At 37.3% G+C, this 22,410-nt stretch carries 24 protein-coding genes; 13 read left to right on the top strand and 11 right to left on the bottom strand.

All coding sequences use genetic code 11. The features are described 5' to 3' along the window. Positions 1-30: 30 nt before the first annotated feature. Both PN497_RS18410 and PN497_RS18405 read left to right on the top strand, forming a co-directional pair. Complete coding sequence (locus PN497_RS18410) at positions 31-2,031, top strand: DICT sensory domain-containing protein (RefSeq protein WP_096571224.1); 2,001 nt, start codon at positions 31-33, stop codon at positions 2,029-2,031. A 128-nt stretch (positions 2,032-2,159) separates the two neighbouring features. Further along, a complete protein-coding gene (locus PN497_RS18405; protein WP_096571226.1) occupies positions 2,160-3,182 on the top strand; it encodes a DMT family transporter in 1,023 nt (340 codons plus the stop codon). Positions 3,183-3,435: 253 nt separating this feature from the next. Here the strand turns inward: PN497_RS18405 and PN497_RS18400 are convergent, their stop codons facing one another. After that, complete coding sequence (locus tag PN497_RS18400; RefSeq protein WP_096571228.1) at positions 3,436-3,831, bottom strand: metal-sensing transcriptional repressor; 396 nt, start codon at positions 3,829-3,831, stop codon at positions 3,436-3,438. Positions 3,832-4,089: 258 nt separating this feature from the next. Here PN497_RS18400 and PN497_RS18395 point away from each other — a divergent pair, with 258 nt between their 5' ends. Both PN497_RS18395 and PN497_RS18390 read left to right on the top strand, forming a co-directional pair. Beyond that, entirely contained in the window at positions 4,090-5,283 is a 1,194-nt protein-coding gene (locus PN497_RS18395; protein ID WP_096571230.1) for an HhoA/HhoB/HtrA family serine endopeptidase, read from the top strand. A gap of 241 nt (positions 5,284-5,524) precedes the next feature. Further along, positions 5,525-6,037, top strand: coding sequence for a hypothetical protein (locus tag PN497_RS18390; RefSeq protein WP_096571232.1), 513 nt, complete (start codon positions 5,525-5,527; stop codon positions 6,035-6,037). 117 nt (positions 6,038-6,154) lie between these two features. Here PN497_RS18390 and PN497_RS18385 read toward each other — a convergent pair whose 3' ends face one another. Genes PN497_RS18385 through PN497_RS18375 form a run of 3 tightly spaced genes read right to left on the bottom strand, consistent with a single transcriptional unit; the run spans position 6,155 to position 8,718 of the window. Next, positions 6,155-6,940: an ABC transporter ATP-binding protein gene (locus PN497_RS18385; protein WP_096571234.1), complete on the bottom strand. Its 786-nt coding sequence runs from the start codon at positions 6,938-6,940 to the stop codon at positions 6,155-6,157. Between the two features lie 23 nt (positions 6,941-6,963). Beyond that, positions 6,964-7,569: a hypothetical protein gene (locus PN497_RS18380; protein ID WP_096571236.1), complete on the bottom strand. Its 606-nt coding sequence runs from the start codon at positions 7,567-7,569 to the stop codon at positions 6,964-6,966. Positions 7,570-7,602: 33 nt separating this feature from the next. After that, the gene (locus PN497_RS18375) at positions 7,603-8,718 is read right to left on the bottom strand and encodes a branched-chain amino acid ABC transporter permease (protein ID WP_096571238.1); all 1,116 of its coding nucleotides are present in this window, start codon (positions 8,716-8,718) and stop codon (positions 7,603-7,605) included. A 253-nt stretch (positions 8,719-8,971) separates the two neighbouring features. On the opposite strand from PN497_RS18375, the gene PN497_RS18370 reads away from it, so the two are divergent. Continuing rightward, complete coding sequence (locus tag PN497_RS18370) at positions 8,972-10,558, top strand: glucose-6-phosphate isomerase (protein ID WP_096571240.1); 1,587 nt, start codon at positions 8,972-8,974, stop codon at positions 10,556-10,558. A 52-nt stretch (positions 10,559-10,610) separates the two neighbouring features. On the opposite strand, the gene PN497_RS18365 is transcribed toward PN497_RS18370, so the two are convergent. Continuing rightward, the gene (locus tag PN497_RS18365; protein WP_096571242.1) at positions 10,611-11,042 is read right to left on the bottom strand and encodes a Nif11-like leader peptide family natural product precursor; all 432 of its coding nucleotides are present in this window, start codon (positions 11,040-11,042) and stop codon (positions 10,611-10,613) included. Positions 11,043-11,478: 436 nt separating this feature from the next. Between PN497_RS18365 and PN497_RS18360 the strand changes: the two genes are divergently transcribed. Genes PN497_RS18360 through PN497_RS18335 form a run of 6 tightly spaced genes read left to right on the top strand, consistent with a single transcriptional unit; the run spans position 11,479 to position 13,596 of the window. Then, on the top strand, positions 11,479-11,796 hold the full coding sequence (locus tag PN497_RS18360; RefSeq protein ID WP_096571244.1) for a hypothetical protein: 318 nt from the start codon (positions 11,479-11,481) through the stop codon (positions 11,794-11,796). Next, entirely contained in the window at positions 11,793-12,155 is a 363-nt protein-coding gene (locus tag PN497_RS18355) for an aspartyl protease (RefSeq protein WP_096571246.1), read from the top strand. Before PN497_RS18360 ends, PN497_RS18355 begins: the two co-directional genes overlap by 4 nt. A 44-nt stretch (positions 12,156-12,199) precedes the next feature. Further along, the gene (locus tag PN497_RS18350) at positions 12,200-12,517 is read left to right on the top strand and encodes a hypothetical protein (RefSeq protein ID WP_096571248.1); all 318 of its coding nucleotides are present in this window, start codon (positions 12,200-12,202) and stop codon (positions 12,515-12,517) included. Next, the gene (locus PN497_RS18345) at positions 12,514-12,876 is read left to right on the top strand and encodes an aspartyl protease (protein WP_096571249.1); all 363 of its coding nucleotides are present in this window, start codon (positions 12,514-12,516) and stop codon (positions 12,874-12,876) included. Before PN497_RS18350 ends, PN497_RS18345 begins: the two co-directional genes overlap by 4 nt. 43 nt (positions 12,877-12,919) lie before the next feature. Beyond that, positions 12,920-13,237 (top strand): hypothetical protein, encoded by a 318-nt coding sequence (locus PN497_RS18340; protein ID WP_096571251.1) that lies wholly within the window; start codon positions 12,920-12,922, stop codon positions 13,235-13,237. Then, positions 13,234-13,596, top strand: a complete 363-nt coding sequence (locus tag PN497_RS18335; protein WP_096571252.1) for an aspartyl protease — start codon at positions 13,234-13,236, stop codon at positions 13,594-13,596. Before PN497_RS18340 ends, PN497_RS18335 begins: the two co-directional genes overlap by 4 nt. Before the next feature lie 67 nt (positions 13,597-13,663). Here the strand turns inward: PN497_RS18335 and PN497_RS18330 are convergent, their stop codons facing one another. Genes PN497_RS18330 through PN497_RS18320 form a run of 3 tightly spaced genes read right to left on the bottom strand, consistent with a single transcriptional unit; the run spans position 13,664 to position 18,204 of the window. Then, positions 13,664-15,511 carry a DUF1802 family protein gene (locus PN497_RS18330; protein WP_272110753.1) on the bottom strand — a complete coding sequence of 616 codons (1,848 nt, stop codon included), beginning with the start codon at positions 15,509-15,511 and terminating at the stop codon, positions 13,664-13,666. A 6-nt stretch (positions 15,512-15,517) separates the two neighbouring features. After that, positions 15,518-17,473, bottom strand: a complete 1,956-nt coding sequence (locus PN497_RS18325; RefSeq protein ID WP_096571254.1) for a P-loop NTPase fold protein — start codon at positions 17,471-17,473, stop codon at positions 15,518-15,520. Positions 17,474-17,520: 47 nt separating this feature from the next. After that, complete coding sequence (locus tag PN497_RS18320) at positions 17,521-18,204, bottom strand: hypothetical protein (RefSeq protein ID WP_096571256.1); 684 nt, start codon at positions 18,202-18,204, stop codon at positions 17,521-17,523. A gap of 434 nt (positions 18,205-18,638) precedes the next feature. Between PN497_RS18320 and rplI the strand changes: the two genes are divergently transcribed. After that, positions 18,639-19,097, top strand: a complete 459-nt coding sequence (gene rplI / locus PN497_RS18315) for a 50S ribosomal protein L9 (RefSeq protein ID WP_096571258.1) — start codon at positions 18,639-18,641, stop codon at positions 19,095-19,097. A 166-nt stretch (positions 19,098-19,263) separates the two neighbouring features. Beyond that, entirely contained in the window at positions 19,264-21,051 is a 1,788-nt protein-coding gene (dnaB, locus tag PN497_RS18310; RefSeq protein ID WP_096571260.1) for a replicative DNA helicase, read from the top strand. 70 nt (positions 21,052-21,121) lie between these two features. On the opposite strand, the gene PN497_RS18305 is transcribed toward dnaB, so the two are convergent. From PN497_RS18305 to PN497_RS18295, 3 genes are all read right to left on the bottom strand, one after another. Continuing rightward, entirely contained in the window at positions 21,122-21,649 is a 528-nt protein-coding gene (locus PN497_RS18305) for an FKBP-type peptidyl-prolyl cis-trans isomerase (protein WP_096571262.1), read from the bottom strand. A gap of 79 nt (positions 21,650-21,728) precedes the next feature. After that, positions 21,729-22,052 carry a phasin family protein gene (locus PN497_RS18300; protein ID WP_096571264.1) on the bottom strand — a complete coding sequence of 108 codons (324 nt, stop codon included), beginning with the start codon at positions 22,050-22,052 and terminating at the stop codon, positions 21,729-21,731. A 132-nt stretch (positions 22,053-22,184) separates the two neighbouring features. Then, positions 22,185-22,410, bottom strand: a 226-nt coding sequence (locus tag PN497_RS18295) for a hypothetical protein (protein ID WP_272110752.1), incomplete at its 5' end; no start/stop codon positions are given.

The raw sequence follows: 22,410 nt of genomic DNA, 5'->3' as shown, positions 1-22,410 counted from the left end.
AAGGTCTAGATTGGGCGTTTAAAGATATTCATGAGCATTTCGACTTCTGTGCTGAGTGATTTGCTACAGTCACTACCTTACTTGCGGACTCAGTTGTATTTCAAGGCTTCCCTAACTGCGCTCTCCCATGCAATGGAAGATCAGGTTTTGGCGACTTCCTTGGATCAACCGCTTATTATTGCCAGTTTTCAGCGAGAGCGATTTTATCGTCAAGAAGCTCATCGCTATCAACGCCTTGCCGAGAGAAGTGACCAAATATACGTATTATCTGCACCAGAAACAGAGTTTGCTAATAGTTCGGATGACTATGAAAAGGTAGCTTTTGAACCGGATGATGCTTTAAGTAAAGAATGGCATTTAGTTGTAATCGCGGATAATTATGCTACTTGTTTAGTATGTCGAGAAAGTGTGAGGTCAATTGCTAAAAATCAGCAGTTACCAGAAATGACCTCTAGTCTGGATATAGACACAGCGCGGAGATTTGAGGGAATTTGGACTTCTGACAGAGGAGTTAGTCTCAAGGCCGCAGAATTGATATTGCAAAGAATAGAAGTTTATAGACCCGATTTAGCGGGCAAAATTAACCAGGCACGTCAGAGGTTTGGTATCGGTTCAGTACCACTCAAGTCCCAACCAAAATCAATTAATGAATCCGCTTTTAGTATTGATACTGACCCTTTTGTACAGCGATTAGTAACTTATTTGCAAGCTAGTCAATATAAGCTGCATAAAGCTTATCGTTCTATTGCTGCTCAAGCTAGAAAAGAAAAGTTGATCAATTCTATTAGTATGGCAATTAGGCGATCGCTTGATCCACAGGCAGTTTTGCAAGTAGCTGCTCAAGAGTTGGGTCAACATCTAGAAGCTGATCGTTGTCTGATTTACCGCGCTCAATCTACTGATGACCAAGCAATAATTGAACATGAGTTTTTAAGTCCTGATGTTGTCTCAGTACGGGGACAAACCTGGAATTTGGCACAAAATCCTTTATTTCACGAAATTACCCAACTGGGTGAAGGTATATGTATTACTGATACTCTTACTGATTATCGCGTTACTAGTTCTACCGCACTTTCTTTAATTGTTAAAAGGTTTACTATTCATTCGTGGTTGATAGAACCTGTATTTTCCCAGGGACGACTACTGGGAATGGTAGAGTTACATTTTTGTCATTTACCTGCCCATGAATGGCAAGCTGGAGAATTGGATTTAGTTAAGGCGATCGCTACTCAAGTAGGTGCAGCTTTGATTCAAGCTGAAGCTTTTGCCAATTTAGAAGAACTCAACAAACAATTAGAAGCCCTTGACCGTACCCGCAGTAATTTAATTGCCATCACCGGTCATGAACTGCGAACCCCCCTCTCCACCATTCAAGTGTGTTTAGAAAGTCTGGCCAGTGAACCGGATATGCCTTTAGAGTTGCAACAGGTAATGCTAACTACAGCACTTTCTGATTCAGAAAGAATGCGGAAACTGGTACAGGATTTTCTCACTCTTTCTAACTTAGAAAGCGGGCGTGTGGAATGGCATCCCGAATCTTTGACTTTACAAGAATGTGTAGATTTAGCCCTTAGTCGCCTACGTACACGCTCCACAGCAGAAAAACCACCAACCATCAAAACACAAATTGCCGAAAGTTTACCTTTAGTTAGGGCTGATGGTGATTGGCTTGTGGAAGTATTAGCAAAAATTATAGATAATGCTTGTAAGTTCACACCCACATCAGGACAAATAACAATTAAAGCTCATCAAAATAGTAATTATGAGGTAGAAGTGATTGTAGCTGATACTGGTAGGGGAATTGAACCCAACCGCTTAGAAGTAGTATTTGATCGTTTTTATCAAGAAGAGGGAGCTTTAAGACGGACTGCGGGAGGTACGGGACTGGGTTTAGCCATTTGTAGGCAAATAGTCAACGGTTGGAGTGGGAAAATTTGGGCTGAGTCCCAAGGTAAGAACCAGGGAAGTCAGTTTCATTTTACTATTCCCATTGTTCAGAGTAGTCAGGAGCTAGAGAAGATCAAAAGATGAGGAGACAGGTGACAGTAATAATGGAAAAAAGATCGGTAACAATGTTACATAAACAGAAAAACCAATGTTTCTGTAAAATTAGGTAAAGTAATATTTACACTTAATTTAACAAAAATCCAATACAACTAATGCAACTGCAACTGAGAGGATCAAAATCTACCCTAGCTTCCCTATTATTAATTGCTCCCTTTTTCCTCTGGGGTACAGCAATGGTAGCAATGAAAGGAGTCATACCTCATACCACACCATTATTTATGGCAGGAGTACGTTTACTACCCGCGGGGGTATTAATTCTCATCGCTGCTGCTTTCATGGGTAGACCCCAACCCAAAGGATGGTTAGCATGGTTATGGATTATCATCTTTGCTTTAGTTGATGCTACCCTGTTTCAAGGTTTTTTAGTAGAAGGTTTAGTGAGAACCAGTGCGGGTTTAGGTTCTGTAATGATTGACTCCCAACCTTTAGCAGTAGCTTTATTGTCCCTTTGGTTATTTCAAGAACATATTGGCCTTTGGGGATGGTTAGGGTTAGGATTGGGAGTTACTGGTATTAGTTTAATTGGCCTACAAGAAGAATGGATTTTTCACCTTCTCGATTCAGGGGTAAAAATTACTACTGATAATTGGCAGCAATTATTTAACAGTGGTGAATGGTTAATGTTACTAGCAGCTTTATCAATGGCTGTAGGTACGGTATTAATTCGCTTTGTTTGTAGATATGCTGATCCGGTAACAGCCACGGGATGGCATATAATTTTGGGGGGGTTGCCTCTGTGGGGAATTTCTGCGGTTGTAGAAAACCAACAGTGGCAAAATCTGGTATTGTCCGATTGGTTAAATTTGGGTTATGCAACTATCTTTGGTAGTGCGATCGCCTATGGTTTATTCTTTTATTTTGCATCAAGTGGAAATCTAACGAGTTTAAGTTCTCTTACCTTTCTCACACCAGTTTTTGCTTTAATATTTGGTCATCTTTTTCTTGCAGAAGTTCTCACCCCCATTCAATGGCTAGGAGTTATGCTGACTTTAATCAGTATTTATTTAATTAACCAACGGGAAAATTTAGCAGGACAAAATCAAAAAGCTACCATCAATGAAAACACTAATCAACAAAAACCAGTTTTAGAAGCATCTGTAACTAAGAAACTTTAAAAAATTACCCTAATATACTCCTTGGGAGATCAGGAAAATGAGGTATGGGTTTCATGCATTTTAACGTGATTTTTTGATGATTTTTGAGCGATAGCGAAGCGCTGCTGCAAGCAGTTCGCTATTGATCGGAAGTTAATCGCCAAAAGCCTGAAACAACGGATTTTCGTTCATGCACATCATGGTAAATTTGTACAGTGCGTAAGTCCCATTATCAATTATCAATTATCAATTACCAAACCATAGATAATCAACTCTATGGTAAAAACCGATCTAAAGCTGCTTTGAGTTGTTCAATTTCTACATCAATATTGCCATTTTCTGAAGCTCTAGCAATACATTCCGTTAAATGCTCATCTAAAACAATCCGCGCTACTTTATCTAATGCACCCCTCACAGCCGCAATTTGTAATAATACATCGGGACAAGGGCTGTTTTGCTGCACCATTGTTTTAATACCGCGAATGTGTCCTTCTATTCGTGATAGTCGGTTAACAATTCGCCGTAAAGATTCTTCACTATGAACATGAGGATGAACCGAGTTGACTGTTTCTGAATTATGATTTGTATGCTCGTGGTTGTGGTGGTGTGTGTGTTCTGCTTGCTGTGATGAAGGCAAGGATGTTTCAGCTAATCGGTTTGATGCTGTCATGAGTCCTGTGGGGTTTGGTATTAATTAGATCCTAGCCTAGAGTGATTTGAGATTGGCGGAAAAACCGTACTGAGTCAGGGTAAATGTCCATAATAGCTTGGTTGGTGTATGTTCCATTAACTTGATGACAGAAGTTGTTAGATCACAAGTTGGGTAAAAACTTCAATCAGCACAGATTTGTAAACCAGCTATAAAAATAATTGTAGCTAGATTTGTAAATAGATAGCAAACATTAGGCTTCTAGATTAGGTTGTGATTATGCAAATTTTTCAACTACCTCAGTTTATACGTAAACTCAGTACCCGTGTTTTAGCGATTTTTTTAGGAGTGGTGTTAACGGTTTCTTGTGTGTCAGTTTTACCTTCCCACGCAGAAACAGCACCGGATCAAGTGGTTGCCCAAAAACCATCTGCTGCTGTTGGTGCTATTGGTAACAGTAGCTTTGTCACTGCGGCGGTAAATCGTGTGGGTTCTGCTGTGGTAAGGATTGATACCGAAAAAACTATTACTCGTCCTGTTGATCCCATTTTGGAAGATCCGTTTTTACGAAGGTTTTTTGGTGATGGTTTCCCCCAAATGTCACCCACTGAACAGTTAAGGGGTTTAGGTTCTGGTTTTATTCTGGATAAAAGTGGGATAATTTTGACTAATGCCCATGTTGTAGATCAAGCTGATAAAGTAACTGTACGCTTGAAAGATGGCCGTACTTATGAAGGTAAGGTAAAAGGCATTGATGAAGTTACTGATTTAGCAGTAGTTAAGATTAATGCTGGTAGCGATTTACCGATCGCACCTTTGGGATCTTCTAGCAGTGTACAGGTGGGAGATTGGGCGATCGCTGTCGGTAATCCGTTAGGATTTGATAATACTGTCACTTTGGGTATTGTCAGCACTTTAAAACGTTCTAGCGCCCAGGTGGGAATTAGTGATAAACGTTTAGATTTCATTCAAACTGACGCAGCGATTAACCCTGGTAACTCTGGAGGTCCGTTGTTAAATGCTGAAGGAGAAGTAATTGGTATTAATACCGCTATTCGTGCAGATGCAATGGGAATCGGGTTTGCCATTCCCATAGATAAAGCTAAGGCGATCGCTGCACAATTACAAAAAAACGGTAAAGTTGCTCATCCCTATTTAGGGGTACAGATGGTGACATTAACACCCCAGTTAGCAAGACAAAATAACACTGATCCTAACTCTGCAATTCAAATACCAGAAGTGAATGGTGTGTTAGTGATCCGAGTTGTACCTAATTCCCCTGCTGCCACTGCGGGTATGCGACGCGGTGATGTGATTTTACAAATTGACAGTCAAACAATTACCACTGCTGAACAATTGCAAAGAGTTGTAGAAGATAGTCGTTTAGGTGAAGCGTTGCAGGTAAAAGTACAAAGAGGAAATCAACTTCAGGTGCTTTCTGTGCGTACTGCTGAGTTACAAGACATTTCTTAATATCCAAATCCCAAGATAATGGGGATATGTTGAGGCATATCCTCATTTTTTCATGTTAAGTTTCTAATTAGGGTTTGCTGAAAAATTTATCTGTGAAGGCTAGGTGACTGGGGACTGGGGACTGGGGACTGGGGACTGGGGACTGGTGACTGGTGACTGGGAAGAATACCCAATTACCAATTACCCATTACCTATTACCAATTACCTATTACCAATTACCTAATTTTGAATTTCTGAAAATATGGCATCTAACAAAAATATCCTCAGCGAAATATTATCTTCTTCGCCAAACTTTTTTTCTCAACTGGTATTTGGCTTTCTGTTAGCTATTATTTCCAGTTTTGCAGGAGCTTCATTAATCCTCAGTTTATTTGTGGGGATTATGGGTGGTGTTGCTTTAGGGTGGTTTACAAACGTCAACGAAAATAACCCCCAAATACCAGATGTAGCTTCTAATGATGGCATTGATGCAGCACTGAAATACTGGTTATTTTTCATGTTCAGCTTTGTGTTTCTTGGTTATTCCGCACCAATAAGTATTTTATTTGGAGGAATAGCAGCTGTAGGTGGTGGTTGGATTATTGCTTGGTGGAGAAGTAAAGAAGCAACTCAAACTCAATTATCAGATGAAATTTTAGAAGAAGCAGAAATCCCAGAACCCAACGAGAAAAGTACCAGAGGCAGAAAAAGAATATCTACCCGTCGTTATCGTCGCGCTTCTGGCAGTTTCAATTTTCGCTTTTGGCAAAAATAGATGTAAGCATTCAGCTATCAGTTTATAACAGCAAAAACAAAGATTTAGCAGCATTAATTGAGGAAATTTCCACTTTGTATTTTAGCGTTGAAAGCTGAAAACTGAATGCTGATGATTTTATTGTCCTAAATACGCTTCTAAAACTTTGGCATTTTTTTGAATTTCCGTAGGAGTACCGACTGCTAAATTTTGTCCTTCTGCTAATACCCAAACTTTGTCACACAAAGACATAATTACATCCATATTATGTTCAATAATTAAAAAAGTTAAACCGTTTTCTCTGTTCCATTTGAGGATGCGATCGCAAATATCATCTATTAATCTAGGATTCACTCCTGCTGCTGGTTCATCTAATAATATTAACTTAGGATTTGTCATCAAAGCGCGTCCCATTTCTAATAGTTTACGCTGTCCACCTGACAAACCACCAGCATAGTCATTTGCTTTTTTTTCTAATCCTACAGATTCTAACAAAAACATTGCCCTTTCTTTATTTTGTTTTTCTTCTCTAGCGACAATGTGCGGTTGAAATTGCACTTGCCAAAAATTCTCACCAATTTGTTTTTGTGCTGCTAACAGCATATTTTCTAAAACTGATAAACGTGATAGAGTTTTGGGAACTTGGAAGGTGCGAATTAAACCTTGTTGGGCAATTTGAAATGGTTGCAAATTGTGAATCGGTTCACCATCAAAAATCACTCTTCCTTTATCTGGGTGGATGAAATTGGACAGTAAATTAAATAAAGTCGTTTTACCCGCACCATTAGGACCAATTAAACCAGTAATACTACCTTGAGTAACTTCGATGTTAGCATCTTTAACCGCTTGAATACCACCAAAATTTTTACAAAGTCCGGTAGCTGCTAATAGGGGAAGTTGGGGAGATTCAATATTATTTACCATGATGATTTATTAGTGATTGTTTGTTAGTGATTACAATGAATTATTTGGATCAAAATACCTAAGATAATTTTGATGTCTTTAATATAATATTCACTGAGATCAATGTAAATTTCCTGATTTTGTAATTTTAGAAATTTCCACATATTACCTGTGGTAACAACTCCATAAATTGTATCTATATAATTACCTTCCTTGTGATTAAATAATTGTGCAGCGATCATTTCTGCGACACATTGACCTAAACCTAGTTTAATGTTTTCGTTTTTGGCTTCCACGATAGTGACAACAGGAGCATTAATAAATAGTTGTTCTGGTGATTTGCTAATTATAAAATCACAAACTCCATTTAAACCTTGTTCTGGTTCTACATTAAAATCTACACCAGAAAATAAACTAATTTCTTCTGTAAACTGATTTTTTATTTCAATTAGCACAGGAGCTATAATCATTTCTGAGCGGGCTTTTTCTGTGTTAATTGCCAATGCTAAAGGAACATTAGTTTTGAGTATTGTATCTAAAATTACACTACATTCTTTTTCTGGTGTGTTAGCAAATAAATCTACCTTTTCAATAATTTTTAAACTGAATTTATTCACAACTTCCTGTAATTTGAAATCACTATAAGCCATGACAAACACCTCTCACCTGTTACCTATAACCTATTATTTACCAAGAGTAAGTTCCTCTTTTTTACCTAGAATACCTTGAGGTCGCCAAATCATCAGTACCATGAGAATTAGACCGATAAACATAATTCTAAAAGCACCGATACGTTCTACATCTAAAGGAACAATTTTTGGTAAAAATTCCCGTGTGAGGGCATCATAAGCGAAATAAATTACTGCCCCTAAAATTGTACCGATATTATTACCAGAACCGCCTAAAATTATCATAATCCAAGCGTCAAAAGTGAGTTGAGGTTGAAAATTATCAGGATAAATGGCGCTCAGTTGCCAAGCGAAGAAAGCACCAGCAATACCAGCGATCGCACCGCCTAACATCAAAGATTGTAACTTATAAGAAAAGACATTTTTACCTAATGCTTTGGGTACTTCTTCATCTTCACGGATAGCTTTGAGAACTCGACCCCAAGGAGATTTGACTAAAAATTCTAAGCGCCAAAAAACAAAAGCTAATACTAACAAAGCCAATAACATTAAACCCGCTTTAGGGTTGTAATTATACAATCCCACCACACCAGCAACATAAATAGCGACTGACAATAAACCTAAAATTATACCCACTACCAAACGGGAAGAAAATTCTTTTTTAATGGAAACAGTGACAGATTTTTGAGCAGTTGTTACCCAACGCCACAAAGAAAATAAAGTAACAATTGCAAGTAAGGAAAGTACACCAATCATCAAAAATCGGAAAAATAAATTGGGTGTGGTTGATAGAGGAATCGCATAACTTTGGACACCAAACGCCCCAGAAATCCAAGCATCACCTACTGGTAAATCTTGGTTATTCACCACCAAACGAATTAATTCCCCAGTACCAATGGTAACAATACCCAGATAATCTTCCCGGAGGCGTAGAGTTGCAAAACCAATAACCAAACCTAACAAAGCGGAGACAATTGCCCCAGCGATCGCCGAAAATAATAGAGGTACACCTTTCAAACTTAATAGAACTGTAGTATATGCACCCAAGGTCATAAAAGCAATATGACCAAAATTAATCAAACCTGTAAAACCCCACTGTAAATTAAGCCCCAGTGCGAACAAAGCAAAAGTAGCGGTAGAAATAGCCAGAAAAATGAGATATTCAATCATAATTAGTCATTAGTTATTTTTACCCAGTCCCTAATCCCCAGTCACCACGATAGAAATTACAGGTGAAATAGTCAAGTTTTTGCGTGTTGTGCCAATGCCAGATGTGTAAATTGGTGATTGGTGACTGGGTTAACCTCCCTTTCTTCCCCTGCCTCCTGCCTCCTCATTACAAACTGTATAAGACAGAGCAGGGATCGCCAAAACCATAGATTAAACTGGAGTTTGATCAAGTATATGTGAGAATTCCCTCATGATGGATGCTAAGGCACTTTGGCAACGATACCAAGAATGGTTATATTACCACGAGGGATTAGGACTGTATCTAGATATCAGCCGGATGCGGTTTGATAACGCTTTCGTGGAGTCGTTGCAGTCGAAATTTGATAAGGCTTTTGCGGATATGGCCGCTTTGGAAAAGGGAGCGATCGCCAATCCTGATGAAAACCGCATGGTAGGACACTACTGGTTGCGTAACCCAGACTTAGCACCCTCTCCAGAACTAAAACAAGAAATAGTTCAAACTTTAGAACAAATCGAAGCTTTTGCAGATCAGGTACAAACCGGGGCAGTTCATCCCCCCAAAGAAAGCCGCTTTACTGACATTATTTCTATCGGTATTGGTGGTTCGGCTTTAGGTCCCCAGTTTGTCGCTGAAGCACTTGCACCTGATTTTCCTCCCCTCAACATTCACTTTATCGACAATACCGATCCTGCTGGTATTGATCGGGTTCTCTCCTCTATCGACGATAAACTGGCTACTACCCTGGTATTAGTCATTTCTAAATCTGGTGGTACACCCGAACCCCGCAACGGCATGATCGAGGTGAAAAAAGCCTACGCTGCCAAAAATTTAGACTTTGCTAAATATGCAGTTGCCATCACCAGCACAGATAGTAACTTAGATAAAGTGGCTCAATCTGAGGGTTGGTTAACAACTGTCCCCATGTATGACTGGGTAGGTGGGCGTACTTCAGAAATGTCTTCCGTAGGATTATTACCCGCAGCATTACAGGGTATTGATATCCGTGCCATGTTAGATGGTGCAAAAGAAATGGATGATGCCACCCGTGTTGCTAATATTAAAAATAACCCAGCAGCATTATTAGCATTATCTTGGTATTTCTCCGGTAACGGTAAAGGCGAAAAAGATATGGTTGTCTTACCTTACAAAGACAGCTTGTTATTATTTAGCCGTTATTTACAACAATTGGTAATGGAATCTTTGGGTAAAGAACAAGATTTAGACGGTAAAACTGTATATCAAGGTATTGCCGTTTATGGTAACAAAGGTTCAACAGACCAACACGCCTATGTACAACAATTGCGGGAAGGTGTACCCAATTTCTTTGCAACTTTAATTGAAGTTTTAGAAGATCGTCAAGGTGCATCTCCTGAAATTGATCCTGGTGTCACATCTGGTGATTATTTATCAGGTTTCTTATTAGGAACTCGTCAAGCATTGTATGAGAATAACCGCGATTCTATTACAGTGACAATTCCTCAAGTTAATGCTCGCACAGTGGGAGCGTTAATTGCATTATATGAACGGGCTGTAGGATTTTATGCCAGCTTAGTTAATATTAACGCTTATCACCAACCTGGTGTAGAAGCTGGTAAAAAAGCTGCCGCTGCAATTCTCGATTTACAACAAAAAGTAATCAAAGTATTGCAAACAGAAAAGAAAGCCCTTTCTATTACCGAAATAGCTGATAAAGCTGGTGCTGCTGAACAAGTTGAAGCAATTTATAAAATTCTGCGTCATCTTCATGCTAATAATCGCGGTGTGGTGTTAACAGGTGATTTAAGTAAACCAGGAACATTAACCGTTTCTTGGGGTTAAATACAATAAATCATCCTGTTAAAATATTCTGTGTTTAAAATCCTCGATTTCTTTAAGAAGTCGGGGATTTTGAGTTTAATAGACGCTGATTAAAGTAACCATGAGGTAAAAAACATTGACGAAGAAAATATTCTTCATCATCTATATCACCACTTTTAAAAAATCCCATCTCTGGTTTTTTCACATGGGAAAAGGGAGCTAACATTCCCCATTCTTCCGCTAACCATATCCATTGTCCTGTAGGAATCATACTGATTACTGGTGTGATATAACCTTCACCCGTAGCAATAGAAATTCTGACTCTGGAGGATGATTTAATATCAATTAAAATCCAGATAAAGGCTTCTATGGGAAATATATAATTGTGTTGTCTGGCAATTTCCAGAAAATTTTGTGGTGTAGTTGTTGATAGCAACTTAGCTTTCAAATCTGGATATTTTTCCGCAATGGCTAAAAAGCCCCAAATTATTTCTTGATTAATCATTACCCAAGCTAATTCTTGTTCTGTAAAACTATAGCCATATTTTTTGACTATCGCTATGAACTGTTTTAGGCTGATAGTTTTAGTTATTTGTTTGATGAGAATTTCTCTAGAAATTGATAAGTTTAGAAAATTCTACACATTATCCCATTGTAAAATATTAATTGCTGGGCTATTTTGAATCTTGTCTAACCAAGTTATATAATCATCCTCTTGCCAAAAGTTCCTGAGTATGTGTCTCATTATTTTCACTCCCAATTTTCGCTTTTATTGAAGTTAAATTTGGTAGAAATTCCCTGTTGTTTAATCTTGCCTTAATTATAATATGTAAAAATTTCAACTGGTTGTATTTGAACTGTAATCAAAACATAAGTTAACATTTTGACATCAAACTCAGTTTTTGATACCATAATAATAGTGAAAATTAGAGTTTAAAACCATGACACAACTAACACCCAAACCACCAAGAAGAAGAGGCAGAATTTTTCCAGAACTGACTTTATCCCCTGAAGAGTTAGCAAAACGTGAAGCAGAAAGAGAAGCCTTTCATCAGCGTTGTTGGGCAATTTTTGAGCGTGTCCGTCCAGAATTAATGAAAGAACATTATAACTGGTATATTGCTGTAGAACCAGATAGCGGTGATTATTTCATTGATCAGGATATGGAAATTGCTAGTAAAAAAGCACGGGAGCAACATCCTAATGTGATACATTTTCTATTTCGCATTAATGAAACTGGGGTAACTGGTAGAATATGATACAGGGTTATTTTGGTGATGAGGGGCAGTTATTTTTTGAGATTGAATTAATTACAAATGATGGCTTAAACTTGCCTGTTGATGCTTTGTTAGATACGGGTTTCACAGGCTTTATTGCTATTAATAAACAAGATTTAGATGCTTTGAATTGGCAATTTATTAGTGAACAAAGAATGCGAACTGCACAAGGAATAAAAGTATTTGATATTTATTCCGGTAAGGTGATTTTGGATAATCAAGAGTATGAAATACCTGTTTATGCTGGAGATCAATTAACGGAGATTTTATTAGGTTCACGGTGGTTGGAGTTTTTACCTTTAATGGTGAATTTTCCAGCAGGTGTTTTAACTTTAGGGTGATTTTTTGCTACAATTAAAATAATTAAAAATAGGAGTTTAAAACCATGACTCAACTAACACCCAAACAACTAAGAAGAAGAGGTAGAATTTTTCCAGAACTGACTTTATCCTCTGAAGAGTTAGCAAAACGTAAAGCAGAAAAAGAAGCATTTCATAAACGCTGTCGGGCAATTTTTGAGCGTGTCCGTCCAGAATTAATGAAAGAACATTATAACTGGTATATTGCCGTAGAACCAGATAGCGGTGATTATTTCATTGATCAAGACATAGAAGTTGCCAGTCAACAAGCACGGGATAAACACCCTCATGCTGTACATTGTATGTTTAGGTTAAATGAAATTGGGGCAGTTGGCAGAATATGATACAGGGTTATTTTGGTGATGGAGGTCAATTATTTTTTGAAATTGAATTAATCACTACTGATGGTTTCAATCTGCCTGTAGATGCTATGTTTGATACTGGTTTTACAGGCTTTCTTGCTATTAATAAACAAGATTTAGAAGCTTTGAATTGGCAATTTCTGCGTGAACAAGAATTGATAACAGCGCAAGGACAAAAAGCTTTTGATCTTTATTTAGGTAAGGTGATTTTGGATAATCAAGAGTATGAAATTCCTGTTTATGCTGGTGATGAGTTAACAGAGATTTTATTAGGTTCGCGGTGGTTGGAGTTTTTACCTTTAATGGTGAATTTTTCAGCAGATGTTTTGACTTTGGGATAATTTTTGATACAATTAAAATAATTAAAAATCGGAGTTTAACATTATGACTCAACTAACACCAAAACCACCCAGAAGAAGAGGAAGAATTTTTCCAGAATTGACTTTCTCACCGGAAGAATTAGCTAGACGTAAAGCTGAGAATGAAGCAGAACATCAACTTTATAGAGCTATTTTTGAAAAATTACGTCCTGAGTTGATCAAAGATCATTATGGTTGGTATATTGCCATTGAGCTAAATAGTGGTGATTATGTGATTGATCAAGATAAAGAAGTTGCACATAAAAAAGCACGGGAAAAGTTCACCAATACAGATCACTGTGTTTTTTGCTTGAATGAATCGGGAGCAGTTGGGAGAATATGATACAAGGGTATTTTGGTGAGAGGAAGCAGTTATTTTTTGAGATTGAATTAATTACTAATGATAGTTTAAATTTACCTGTGGATGCTTTGTTCGATACAGGTTTTACAGGGTTTATGGCTATTAATACGCAAGATTTAGATAGTCTCCAATGGGAGTATATAGATAAAGAAATTTTGCGAACTGCTCAGGGTGAAATTAATTTTAAAAGATATTTAGGTAAGGTGATGTTTGATAACCAAGAGTATGAAATTCCTGTTTATGCTGGTGATGAGTTGACGGAGATTTTGTTGGGTTCAGAGTGGTTGGAGTTTTTACCTTTGGTGGTGAATTTTTCAGCAGGTGTTTTAACTTTGGCATAGGTTGAGGAAACGAACCACTAAGACACCAAGAGCGTGAAGATAAAAGAAGAAGAAAGAAGAGTTATTTTTATATTGCTAAATCGCGTAGGTAGTAGAATTTATCGTTTTTCCAGTCGTTTCCTTTTTCTCTTCCTAAGTAACCGTTTAGGGGTGATGAAAGTTCTATTAATATTTCGTGCATTTCTTCAGGTTTTAATGGTTGTGGTGGATGTGATCCGAAATATGCACCATGTAAAGTATCAACTCCTGTAGATTCTATTCCTGCATTTTGTAGATAATTTTTGACGAGTTGGATAATGTGCGATCGCAATTTTATTTCTTGTTCTACTTTATCTATATATTTGTTAATTTTATCATCAGCTTCTTCTCCAAATGGTTTTTTTTCTAGGTCTTGCTTCAAATTTAATAAATCTATTGAACCAGGGTGTTTTGCTTTTAAAGTGACTAATTTTTGTAAAGTTTCTGGACGAATAACGTTCATTTTACTTCCTTGTGCAGTTTTTTCAGTATCTGGTGTTAATTTACCAGCAGCTATAATAATTTTGATACAATTATTATATTCTTCTTGTAAATGTTTTAATCCTAGTTTTACAAGTTGTGCTACTGTACTATCAGCAACTTTTTCTGTTTTAGTTGCCTTACATTCTCCTATAACTGGATAAGGATACTCACAGTAAAAATCTAGACCTCCAGCACCACCTAATTTATCAGGATCTAAATTAGCTTTAGGGTTTGTATTGGAGCAAGAAAAACCTAATTTAATTAAACTTTTTCTAACCAGCCTTTCAAATTCATTACCATCACTAGAATTACCAACTTTAGCTATATCTTGAATCCATGACAAATCAACATCTCTGGTGACAAACTCATAAAGTCTGTTATTTGTAAATGTATCACTACTCCATCCTAAAATTTCTTTAATTTCATTTTCTAATACTAATTTATAAATTGTATAACGAAAGTCTACTTTTATCAAATTATAATTATAAGGCGGATTGCCAATAATTTTTTCTGTACGTGATGTTTGTTGATTATTATTTATCTCCTCTAAGAATTTAATTTTCAATTCTTCCTCCGAAACATTAATAGGAATATCTAAATACTGATCGGTTAACGAAATAAATAAGCCTGAACCCCTTAAAATATCCTTATTTGTAGTCCATGAAGAAGGCACTGATCCGTATTGGAAATTATCGAAAGAGTTGGAATTATCAGGTCTCAAATTGTATAAATTATTTTTGGTCATTTGTGATAACTCAAACAGTAATTCTTCCAGTTCAGGATGTAGGGGAGGTTGGCGGTTTTCTAGTTGTTGTCTACGTTGGTTAAATACATGATCACTTAATACGGGTTTAGCTTCAGATACAGATATATTATTAGGTAAAGGTGCGAATTTACCTAGTTTATCTTGAATGTTGGGAATAGCTGGAATTTCCAAAGGTTTATCTAAATGATAAATTCGTAAATAAGCTAGGAAAAAATGCGGACGGTTTTGTAATATTTCCTCAAATCTTTCTGGTTTCCAGATGGTTAATTGAGATAATATATCTAGTGGTTCTGTTTTATCTAGAGTTCGACAAAGTTCACATTTAGCCCATGATTTAATTAAAACATTATTTTGAGATAAAGGTAATTGTAATTGTTGATCAGTTTCAATTAAATTCAGTTGTTGAGGTTGTAGTAAAATCCCTGGTTGATGAAATTTTTTCCATGCAGTTTTAGCAATGGGTAAGAAATTTTTACGGTAATGTTTATCAATTTCTACTGTAGATATTTCTACAGGATAAAGAGCAAATGTTTTACCTGGAGTAAGAAATATGTGGGGTATAGTAGCAATGATTCGCCCTTGTATTAACGCATCAACATCAGGAGCAGGTACACATAGTGAGTTATAAATTGAAACTGATTTATTCATAATTAATCAACCTAATAAATCACTTAAATCATCTTCATTTTCATCATCAACATCAGGCGTGTTAACATCTTCATCATCTCCAAATAAATCACTTAAATCATCTTCATTATCAACATTAGGCATATTACCAGATGGATCACTTAGAATTTCTCTCAATAACAAATTATCAAATGTGATATTATTCTTAGAGATAATATCAAAAATTTGTTCTTCAGTTAGCTGGTAATTTTGCCGCTTTTGATAAATAGCCAATATTGCTATGAGTGGGCGAATTTGTTCCTCAATTAAATCTACATTTTCTCCTCCTTTTTGTACAATTAATTCATCAAGTAGCTTATATGCTTCTGATTTTTGCTTCATTTGTTCTATTTTTGATTTAGCACGAACTAAACAACCACGAGTTAAATCAAAAGTTTCATAATCATTTAACCGTCTCAATCCCGCCGTTAATGTAAATTGAGAATCTTGGATAACAGCTACACCAATCTTTACTTCTTTACCATTTTCATTACCAATAATTTTGAAGTTGATAAAGTTATTGTTTTTAGCTCTAGGTTTGATATCATTTGCAACTTCTGAAATAGTAACTTCTTCTAATGTCTGTCCTATTAAAGTGTTAAAACCAAAATAAAGAGCTTCAGCAATAAGAGAACTATTCTCTATATATTCTTCAGCTTTTAATTCACTTTCTCTTTTAAATGCCAGTTCAAATCTTTCAACTGGATCAGGAGGAAGTTTTTCTTCTTCAACCTTAAAGTTATCTGCACACCATCGCAAAGCCTCCCGTACTGTTGGCATATATTTACCGTATTCTTTAAGTTGAGCTTCTTCAAATGGATAAAGTGGATGAGGAGGAATTAGATTTTTTGAACTATAATATTCTCGTAACCAAACAGTTACTAATTGAATCATAGAATCAGCATTAACAGGTTTTAATTCTATAGGTTTTATTTGTGTATATTTTGAAAGCCTGTCTAATGTAGCTTTTTGCTGTTGTTTTATTACATCTTTCCAGGTTTCTGTCTTCATTACGGTGAGAATAACCACACCTTGTCCAAGTTCGGAATTTTCCAAAGTATCATGAAGAATTTTCACAAGATTAGCAATTACTAATTCTGTGGTTAAACCATCTTCATTACAATTGTTTTCTACATCTATTTCATCAAAACAAATGACAACTGGATTATAGAAACTGACTAAATTTAAAATTTGCTGAATATTCTTGAGTGCTTCTGCTTCTCTATCTTGATTAGTTTTAGTAGCATTAGGTAATCCCAAATCATCAGCATTTGATTGAGCTAATTCTTCACCAGATAACCATAACTTTGCAAAGGAAACTTGTATTTGTGAGAGTGTCCATAAAATAGCTCGAACAATATAAGGATCTGCACCAGGTTTATTTTTCATTACCTTGTTTTGCAGAACATTGATGAGATTACTATTTCTAGCCAATCTGCTTTTATAAGTAGAGTCAAATTTTTTGACTAAATCTGCTGGAGTAGGAGCATTTTCTTCTCCTTCACTAACCATAGCTGCGGCTACTTCTTGCCATTGCATGACTTGTTGGCTACCAGTTTTACTCAGACTATCTGCTAAAGTTTGCTGGAATTGATACTTAACTAAATTTAAGTCTGTATAGTTATTAACACTTGAATAAACAAATAAAGCACCTCCCACTTTTTCCAGTTCATGACGAATACGACTTAAAAGATGGGTTTTACCAACTCCCACCGGTGATGTGATGACAATTGAAGTTACTTTATCTTTATTAGATTTACTTTTGCGTACAAATTCAATCGCTTCAAAAACTTTATTAGAAGCATGACTATTTAAAGTAGGTACATCGGGAAATCCTTTTCCCCAAATATTCTGTTGTTGAGTAATTCCAGCGTTAGTAAATGGATTATGACTATTGATAGCGGCGTTAACAGCTTCTATGGCAGAAACAGGGGTATTTGTCATGATAATTTCTTAGGTGTCAGGAACGAAAAAGTTTAGAAATAATTTGATTAAATCAAGCGTTTAGCATAAGAACGTAGTTGTGTCCCAGGTATAGAAATTGAATCTTCCCGTTTATCAGGGGTAAAATCTGGTATTTCTCCTGTCATCAGTTGCAAAATATCATCAGCTTGCATTTCTACCAGCCATTTATTGAATTTTTCGCGGCTAACTCGTTCACTTATTTCTCTTCTAATGCGATAAATAGGCACTAAATCATCCAGGTTATATTCGTAATTCAACTTATCATAAACATCTAAAGCTACAGTCTTAAACTCCTCATAAGAACCAATAACCCCACCCTTAACCCCATTACCAGACGCAACCGGCGCACCTAACACAACATTAAGATCACTTATCCACCGCAACAGTGCATTAGCAGCCCAAGTACCAACAATAGTTCCCTCAAACTTAAACTCTTTACTACGCAAACCCGCACCCAACACCTCTAAACCAGTTGGTGATGTGAGAGTATAACTAATAGCAGAACCTTTTTTAGAGACAGCGATCGCTCCCTGTGCTTCCAAATCCTCTAAAATACCCTGATAGTCCGCCATCTTCTGACCCTTAGACACTACCCGCTTGCCTAATTTACCCTTAGCTACCTTCTGCTGACTTGCTCCCAAATCCCACAACGCAAGCAGCAAGCGAGTTTTAGCGTAACTTGCCTGTAAATCCTTAATCTTTGAACTCATGGTAATGTGTGTTAAATAAGTGCAACTATTATAATAGTGATTGTAATTTTTATGTCACCACAACTCAAAAATTGTTTATTTTCTCAATATTGCCGATCAATAGCGCAAAATATCTACACAAAAAGCAACAGAGAATTTACCTAACTTATAAAATATCTGGACTGATGCAAAACAGAAGCAAAATAGCGGTAATTCATGAATTACTCCCCCAGAAATAATCAGATTTTTAGTCCAATCTTACGTAAGTCCTCAAATATATTGAGCAAATATTGGGCAAAGTTTTTGGGGATTGAGTGTTGCGATCGCCCCCCATAATTCGTTAAAATATCTAGTCTTTGGGATATAAACAAAGTCGCTTCTCGTCAAGCTACACTTTTGTAACCTATCCTGCTGACACCCAATTTAACGAGATTTTACAGGAAAAAAGAAAAACAATGGCCAAACGAGTGCAGTTAGTATTAACAAAAGATGTGAGCAAGCTGGGAAAATCCGGCGACTTAGTGGATGTAGCTCCCGGCTATGCTCGTAATTATCTCATTCCCCAGAGTCTAGCTACTCAAGTTACCCCCGGTATTTTAAGACAAGTAGAACGCCGTCGTGAACAAGAACGTCAACGTCAACTAGAACTTAAACAACAAGCACAAGAGCAAAAAGCAGCCCTAGAAAAAGTTGCTAAATTAACAATTGCCAAGCAAGTAGGCGAAAACGAAGCCATCTTCGGTACTGTCACCACCCAAGATGTAGCAGATGCAATTAAAGCAGCTACCAGTCAAGAAATTGACAAACGTGGTATCACCATTCCTGATATCAACCACCTGGGTACATACAAAGCCGAAATCAAGCTGCACTCTGAAGTAACAGCCCAAATTGATATCGAAGTTGTTGCCAGCTAAGATAGGTGACAGGTGACAGGTGACAGGTGACAGGTGACAGGTAAGAAGGTTATAGGGTAATGAAGAAAATTAAGTATTGCCTTTTGCCTTTTGCCTTTTACCTGCAAACTACCAAGTTAAGCTTGAAGCTAATATTTAAATCCTGCTGATAAATCCTAAATTGCTTATGGCTGAAGAACTAAGTTTTCAAGGTGATGGCAGCGATCGTCTCCCACCCCAAAACATCGAAGCAGAAGAAGCGATTTTGGGGGGTATTCTCCTAGATCCAGAAGCTATAGGAAGAGTACGCGATCGCCTTGTTCCCGAAGCCTTTTATATTAACGCCCATAGAGAAATCTATCAAGCCGCCCTCACTCTTCACGCCCAAAGTAAACCCACAGACTTACTTTCCCTCACCAGTTGGTTAACAGACAACGATAAACTAACCCGCATTGGTGGCAGAAATAAATTAGCCACCCTAGTAGATCGTACAGTTTCAGCAGTTAACATAGATGCCCTAGCAGAATTAGTCATGGAAAAATACCTGCGACGGCAATTAATCAAAGCAGGTAACGAAATTGTACAACTAGGTTTCGAGACACAAACAGAATTACCCATAGTTTTAGATCAAGCAGAACAGAAAGTATTTAGTATTACTCAAGAAAAACCAGAATCAGGTTTAGTTCACATAGCAGATACATTAATTAACGCCTTCCAAGACGTTGAAAAAAGACATGAAGGCATTGCTTTACCTGGTATTCCCTGCGGTTTTTATGATTTAGATGCCATGACCAGCGGTTTTCAGCGTTCTGATTTAATCATCGTCGCTGGCAGACCATCAATGGGAAAAACAGCATTTTGCTTAAACCTAGCTCACAACATCGCCGCAGGTTATAAATTACCAGTCGCAGTATTCAGCTTAGAAATGTCAAAAGAACAGCTAGTACAAAGACTATTAGCCAGTGAAGCCCAAATTGAAAGCGGTTATTTACGAAGTGGACGTATTAGCCAAACCCAATGGGACTCTTTAGGTCGTGCAATTGGTATGCTTTCAGAAATGCCCATTTTTATTGACGACACTCCCAATATTACAGTTACACAAATGCGGAGTCAAGCGCGAAAACTCCAAGCACAACAGAACACAGAACTAGGATTAATAATAATAGATTATCTACAATTAATGGAAGGCGCAGGAGATAATCGCGTACAAGAACTATCAAAAATTACCCGTTCTTTAAAAGGTTTAGCAAGGGAATTATCAGTACCAGTAATTGCCCTATCACAGTTAAGTCGGGGAGTAGAAGCAAGGACTAATAAACGCCCGATGTTGTCAGATTTAAGAGAATCTGGTTGTTTAACAGGTGATAGCTTAATCACTTTAGCAGATACTGGATTACAAGTACCAATTAAAGAATTAGTAGGTAAATCTGGTTTTGCAGTTTGGGCATTGAATGAAAAAACAATGAAGCTAGAAAAAGCTATTGTGAGTAACGCTTTTTCTACAGGTATCAAACCTGTATTTACCTTAAAAACTCGACTAGGAAGAAAAATTAGAGCAACTGCTAATCACAAATTCCTCACAATTCATGGTTGGAAAAAACTAGATGAGTTAAGTCCTAAACAACATATATGTTTACCAAGACATCTATCTATTTCGGGTAAACAAACCATGACTGATTGGGATAAAATTGTCGCAATCATACCAGATAGAGAAGAAGAAGTATTTGACTTAACAGTTCCCAATTTACATAACTTTGTCGCCAATAACATCATTGTTCATAACTCCATCGAACAAGATGCAGATTTAGTCATCATGCTTTACCGCGACGAATATTACTCACCAGACACACCAGATCGCGGAATAGCAGAAGTCATCATAGCCAAACACCGTAACGGACCAACAGGAACAGTAAAACTATTATTTGATCCTCAATTTACAAAATTCAAAAACCTAGCTAGACCAAACAATTATTAATAATAACAGGTAATTGATAATCGGTAATTGGTTTACCCATTACCCATTACCCATTACCCATCACCAAATTTTATTTAATATCCAACAATTCCACATCAAAAATCAAAGTAGCATTAGGAGGAATCACACCACCAGCACCACGCGCACCATAACCCAACTCAGAAGGGATAATCAACTGACGGCGATCGCCCACCTTCATTGTACTCAGACCTTCATCCCAACCTTTAATGACTTGTCCTATACCAATTTTAAAACTAAAAGGTTGACCGCGATCGCGTGAACTATCAAACTTCTTCCCATTTTCCAAAGTACCAGTATAGTGAACTACAACCGTTTGTCCCTTTTGAGGAGTAGCTTCACCATCCCCCTTTGCTAATTCAATATACTGTAGTCCAGAGGAAGTAGTTACGACATTCGCATCAGACATAATATTGCTCGCTACTAGAGTAGTTTTTTCTTCAATTACAGCAGTGGAAACTGGTGGATTGTGACTTAACTTAGCAGCAACAGCAGTATCCTGATTACCACCCATTTGTGCTAATACCAAAGCCACAACACACACCAGCATGAATACCACGCTCAAAAAAATTCCTTTCAAAATCAGCCCTCCCTATATAGGTAGCTTGGTAAACAGATTACCAACAGGACAGAAACCAGTTTAAAACACAATCCGCACTCTAACGCCACAGCTTATTTTCCAAATCCCGCACCTGACGCTCCAAACGATCAATTCTTCCCCGCAGTTCATCCACCTCAGACTGACGAGCAACCCCCAAATCTTGCATCATATTCCGCATCTGCCGTTGCATCTGCACTTCCCAATTACCCTGCTCCGACTTCAACTGCTGCACAATATCATCCATCACCACCTTAGCTTGCTCAGGATTCAACTTCCCATCCTTCACCAATTCATCACCTACCTGTTTAAGCTTATCAGCAACCAAAGATGTAGTTCCTAAACCTAACATCATTAACTGTTCCAACCAGTTATTGCTATCCATACATCCTTCCTATTTATTTGATATATAACCAGCAGACCTTCCATCCTGAACCCCAAAAGACCATCCTGAATGCCCACTGATCCTAGCTTACAGATATATTTTGGCAAATTTGACCACATCAGCAAATTAACCTCACCACTTCAAAAACTCAAATAGATCACAAAATCCAACCCTTTCTCCTCCCCTCTGCACAAATAATGGTAGTCCCAACAGCACCAAACCCTGTTCCAGTAAAGCTTTCAACCCATTTACCAAAAAGTCTAAAAAATTTTTGAAAAAGTAGTTGACATTCCCAGAGAGGTCAGCTATATTAAATGAGGTGAGGCAAACGAAGCCCACCACTGAACCGAGACAAAAT

The sequence above is a fragment of the Sphaerospermopsis kisseleviana CS-549 genome, from assembly GCF_028329225.1.
Classification (GTDB): Bacteria; Cyanobacteriota; Cyanobacteriia; order Cyanobacteriales; family Nostocaceae; genus Sphaerospermopsis; species Sphaerospermopsis kisseleviana.
Note: the sequence above shows the minus strand (reverse complement) of the source record. Positions and strands in the feature narration are given on the sequence as shown.

Bases quoted from the DNA above. Each gene is read 5' to 3' on its own strand.
- PN497_RS18410 (WP_096571224.1), top strand. From the start codon at position 31: ATGAGCATTTCGACTTCTGTGCTGAGTGATTTGCTACAGTCACTACCT.
- PN497_RS18405 (WP_096571226.1), top strand. From the start codon at position 2,160: ATGCAACTGCAACTGAGAGGATCAAAATCTACCCTAGCTTCCCTATTA.
- PN497_RS18400 (WP_096571228.1), bottom strand. From the start codon at position 3,831: ATGACAGCATCAAACCGATTAGCTGAAACATCCTTGCCTTCATCACAG.
- PN497_RS18395 (WP_096571230.1), top strand. From the start codon at position 4,090: ATGCAAATTTTTCAACTACCTCAGTTTATACGTAAACTCAGTACCCGT.
- PN497_RS18390 (WP_096571232.1), top strand. From the start codon at position 5,525: ATGGCATCTAACAAAAATATCCTCAGCGAAATATTATCTTCTTCGCCA.
- PN497_RS18385 (WP_096571234.1), bottom strand. From the start codon at position 6,940: ATGGTAAATAATATTGAATCTCCCCAACTTCCCCTATTAGCAGCTACC.
- PN497_RS18380 (WP_096571236.1), bottom strand. From the start codon at position 7,569: ATGGCTTATAGTGATTTCAAATTACAGGAAGTTGTGAATAAATTCAGT.
- PN497_RS18375 (WP_096571238.1), bottom strand. From the start codon at position 8,718: ATGATTGAATATCTCATTTTTCTGGCTATTTCTACCGCTACTTTTGCT.
- PN497_RS18370 (WP_096571240.1), top strand. From the start codon at position 8,972: ATGGATGCTAAGGCACTTTGGCAACGATACCAAGAATGGTTATATTAC.
- PN497_RS18365 (WP_096571242.1), bottom strand. From the start codon at position 11,042: ATGATTAATCAAGAAATAATTTGGGGCTTTTTAGCCATTGCGGAAAAA.
- PN497_RS18360 (WP_096571244.1), top strand. From the start codon at position 11,479: ATGACACAACTAACACCCAAACCACCAAGAAGAAGAGGCAGAATTTTT.
- PN497_RS18355 (WP_096571246.1), top strand. From the start codon at position 11,793: ATGATACAGGGTTATTTTGGTGATGAGGGGCAGTTATTTTTTGAGATT.
- PN497_RS18350 (WP_096571248.1), top strand. From the start codon at position 12,200: ATGACTCAACTAACACCCAAACAACTAAGAAGAAGAGGTAGAATTTTT.
- PN497_RS18345 (WP_096571249.1), top strand. From the start codon at position 12,514: ATGATACAGGGTTATTTTGGTGATGGAGGTCAATTATTTTTTGAAATT.
- PN497_RS18340 (WP_096571251.1), top strand. From the start codon at position 12,920: ATGACTCAACTAACACCAAAACCACCCAGAAGAAGAGGAAGAATTTTT.
- PN497_RS18335 (WP_096571252.1), top strand. From the start codon at position 13,234: ATGATACAAGGGTATTTTGGTGAGAGGAAGCAGTTATTTTTTGAGATT.
- PN497_RS18330 (WP_272110753.1), bottom strand. From the start codon at position 15,511: ATGAATAAATCAGTTTCAATTTATAACTCACTATGTGTACCTGCTCCT.
- PN497_RS18325 (WP_096571254.1), bottom strand. From the start codon at position 17,473: ATGACAAATACCCCTGTTTCTGCCATAGAAGCTGTTAACGCCGCTATC.
- PN497_RS18320 (WP_096571256.1), bottom strand. From the start codon at position 18,204: ATGAGTTCAAAGATTAAGGATTTACAGGCAAGTTACGCTAAAACTCGC.
- rplI (WP_096571258.1), top strand. From the start codon at position 18,639: ATGGCCAAACGAGTGCAGTTAGTATTAACAAAAGATGTGAGCAAGCTG.
- dnaB (WP_096571260.1), top strand. From the start codon at position 19,264: ATGGCTGAAGAACTAAGTTTTCAAGGTGATGGCAGCGATCGTCTCCCA.
- PN497_RS18300 (WP_096571264.1), bottom strand. From the start codon at position 22,052: ATGGATAGCAATAACTGGTTGGAACAGTTAATGATGTTAGGTTTAGGA.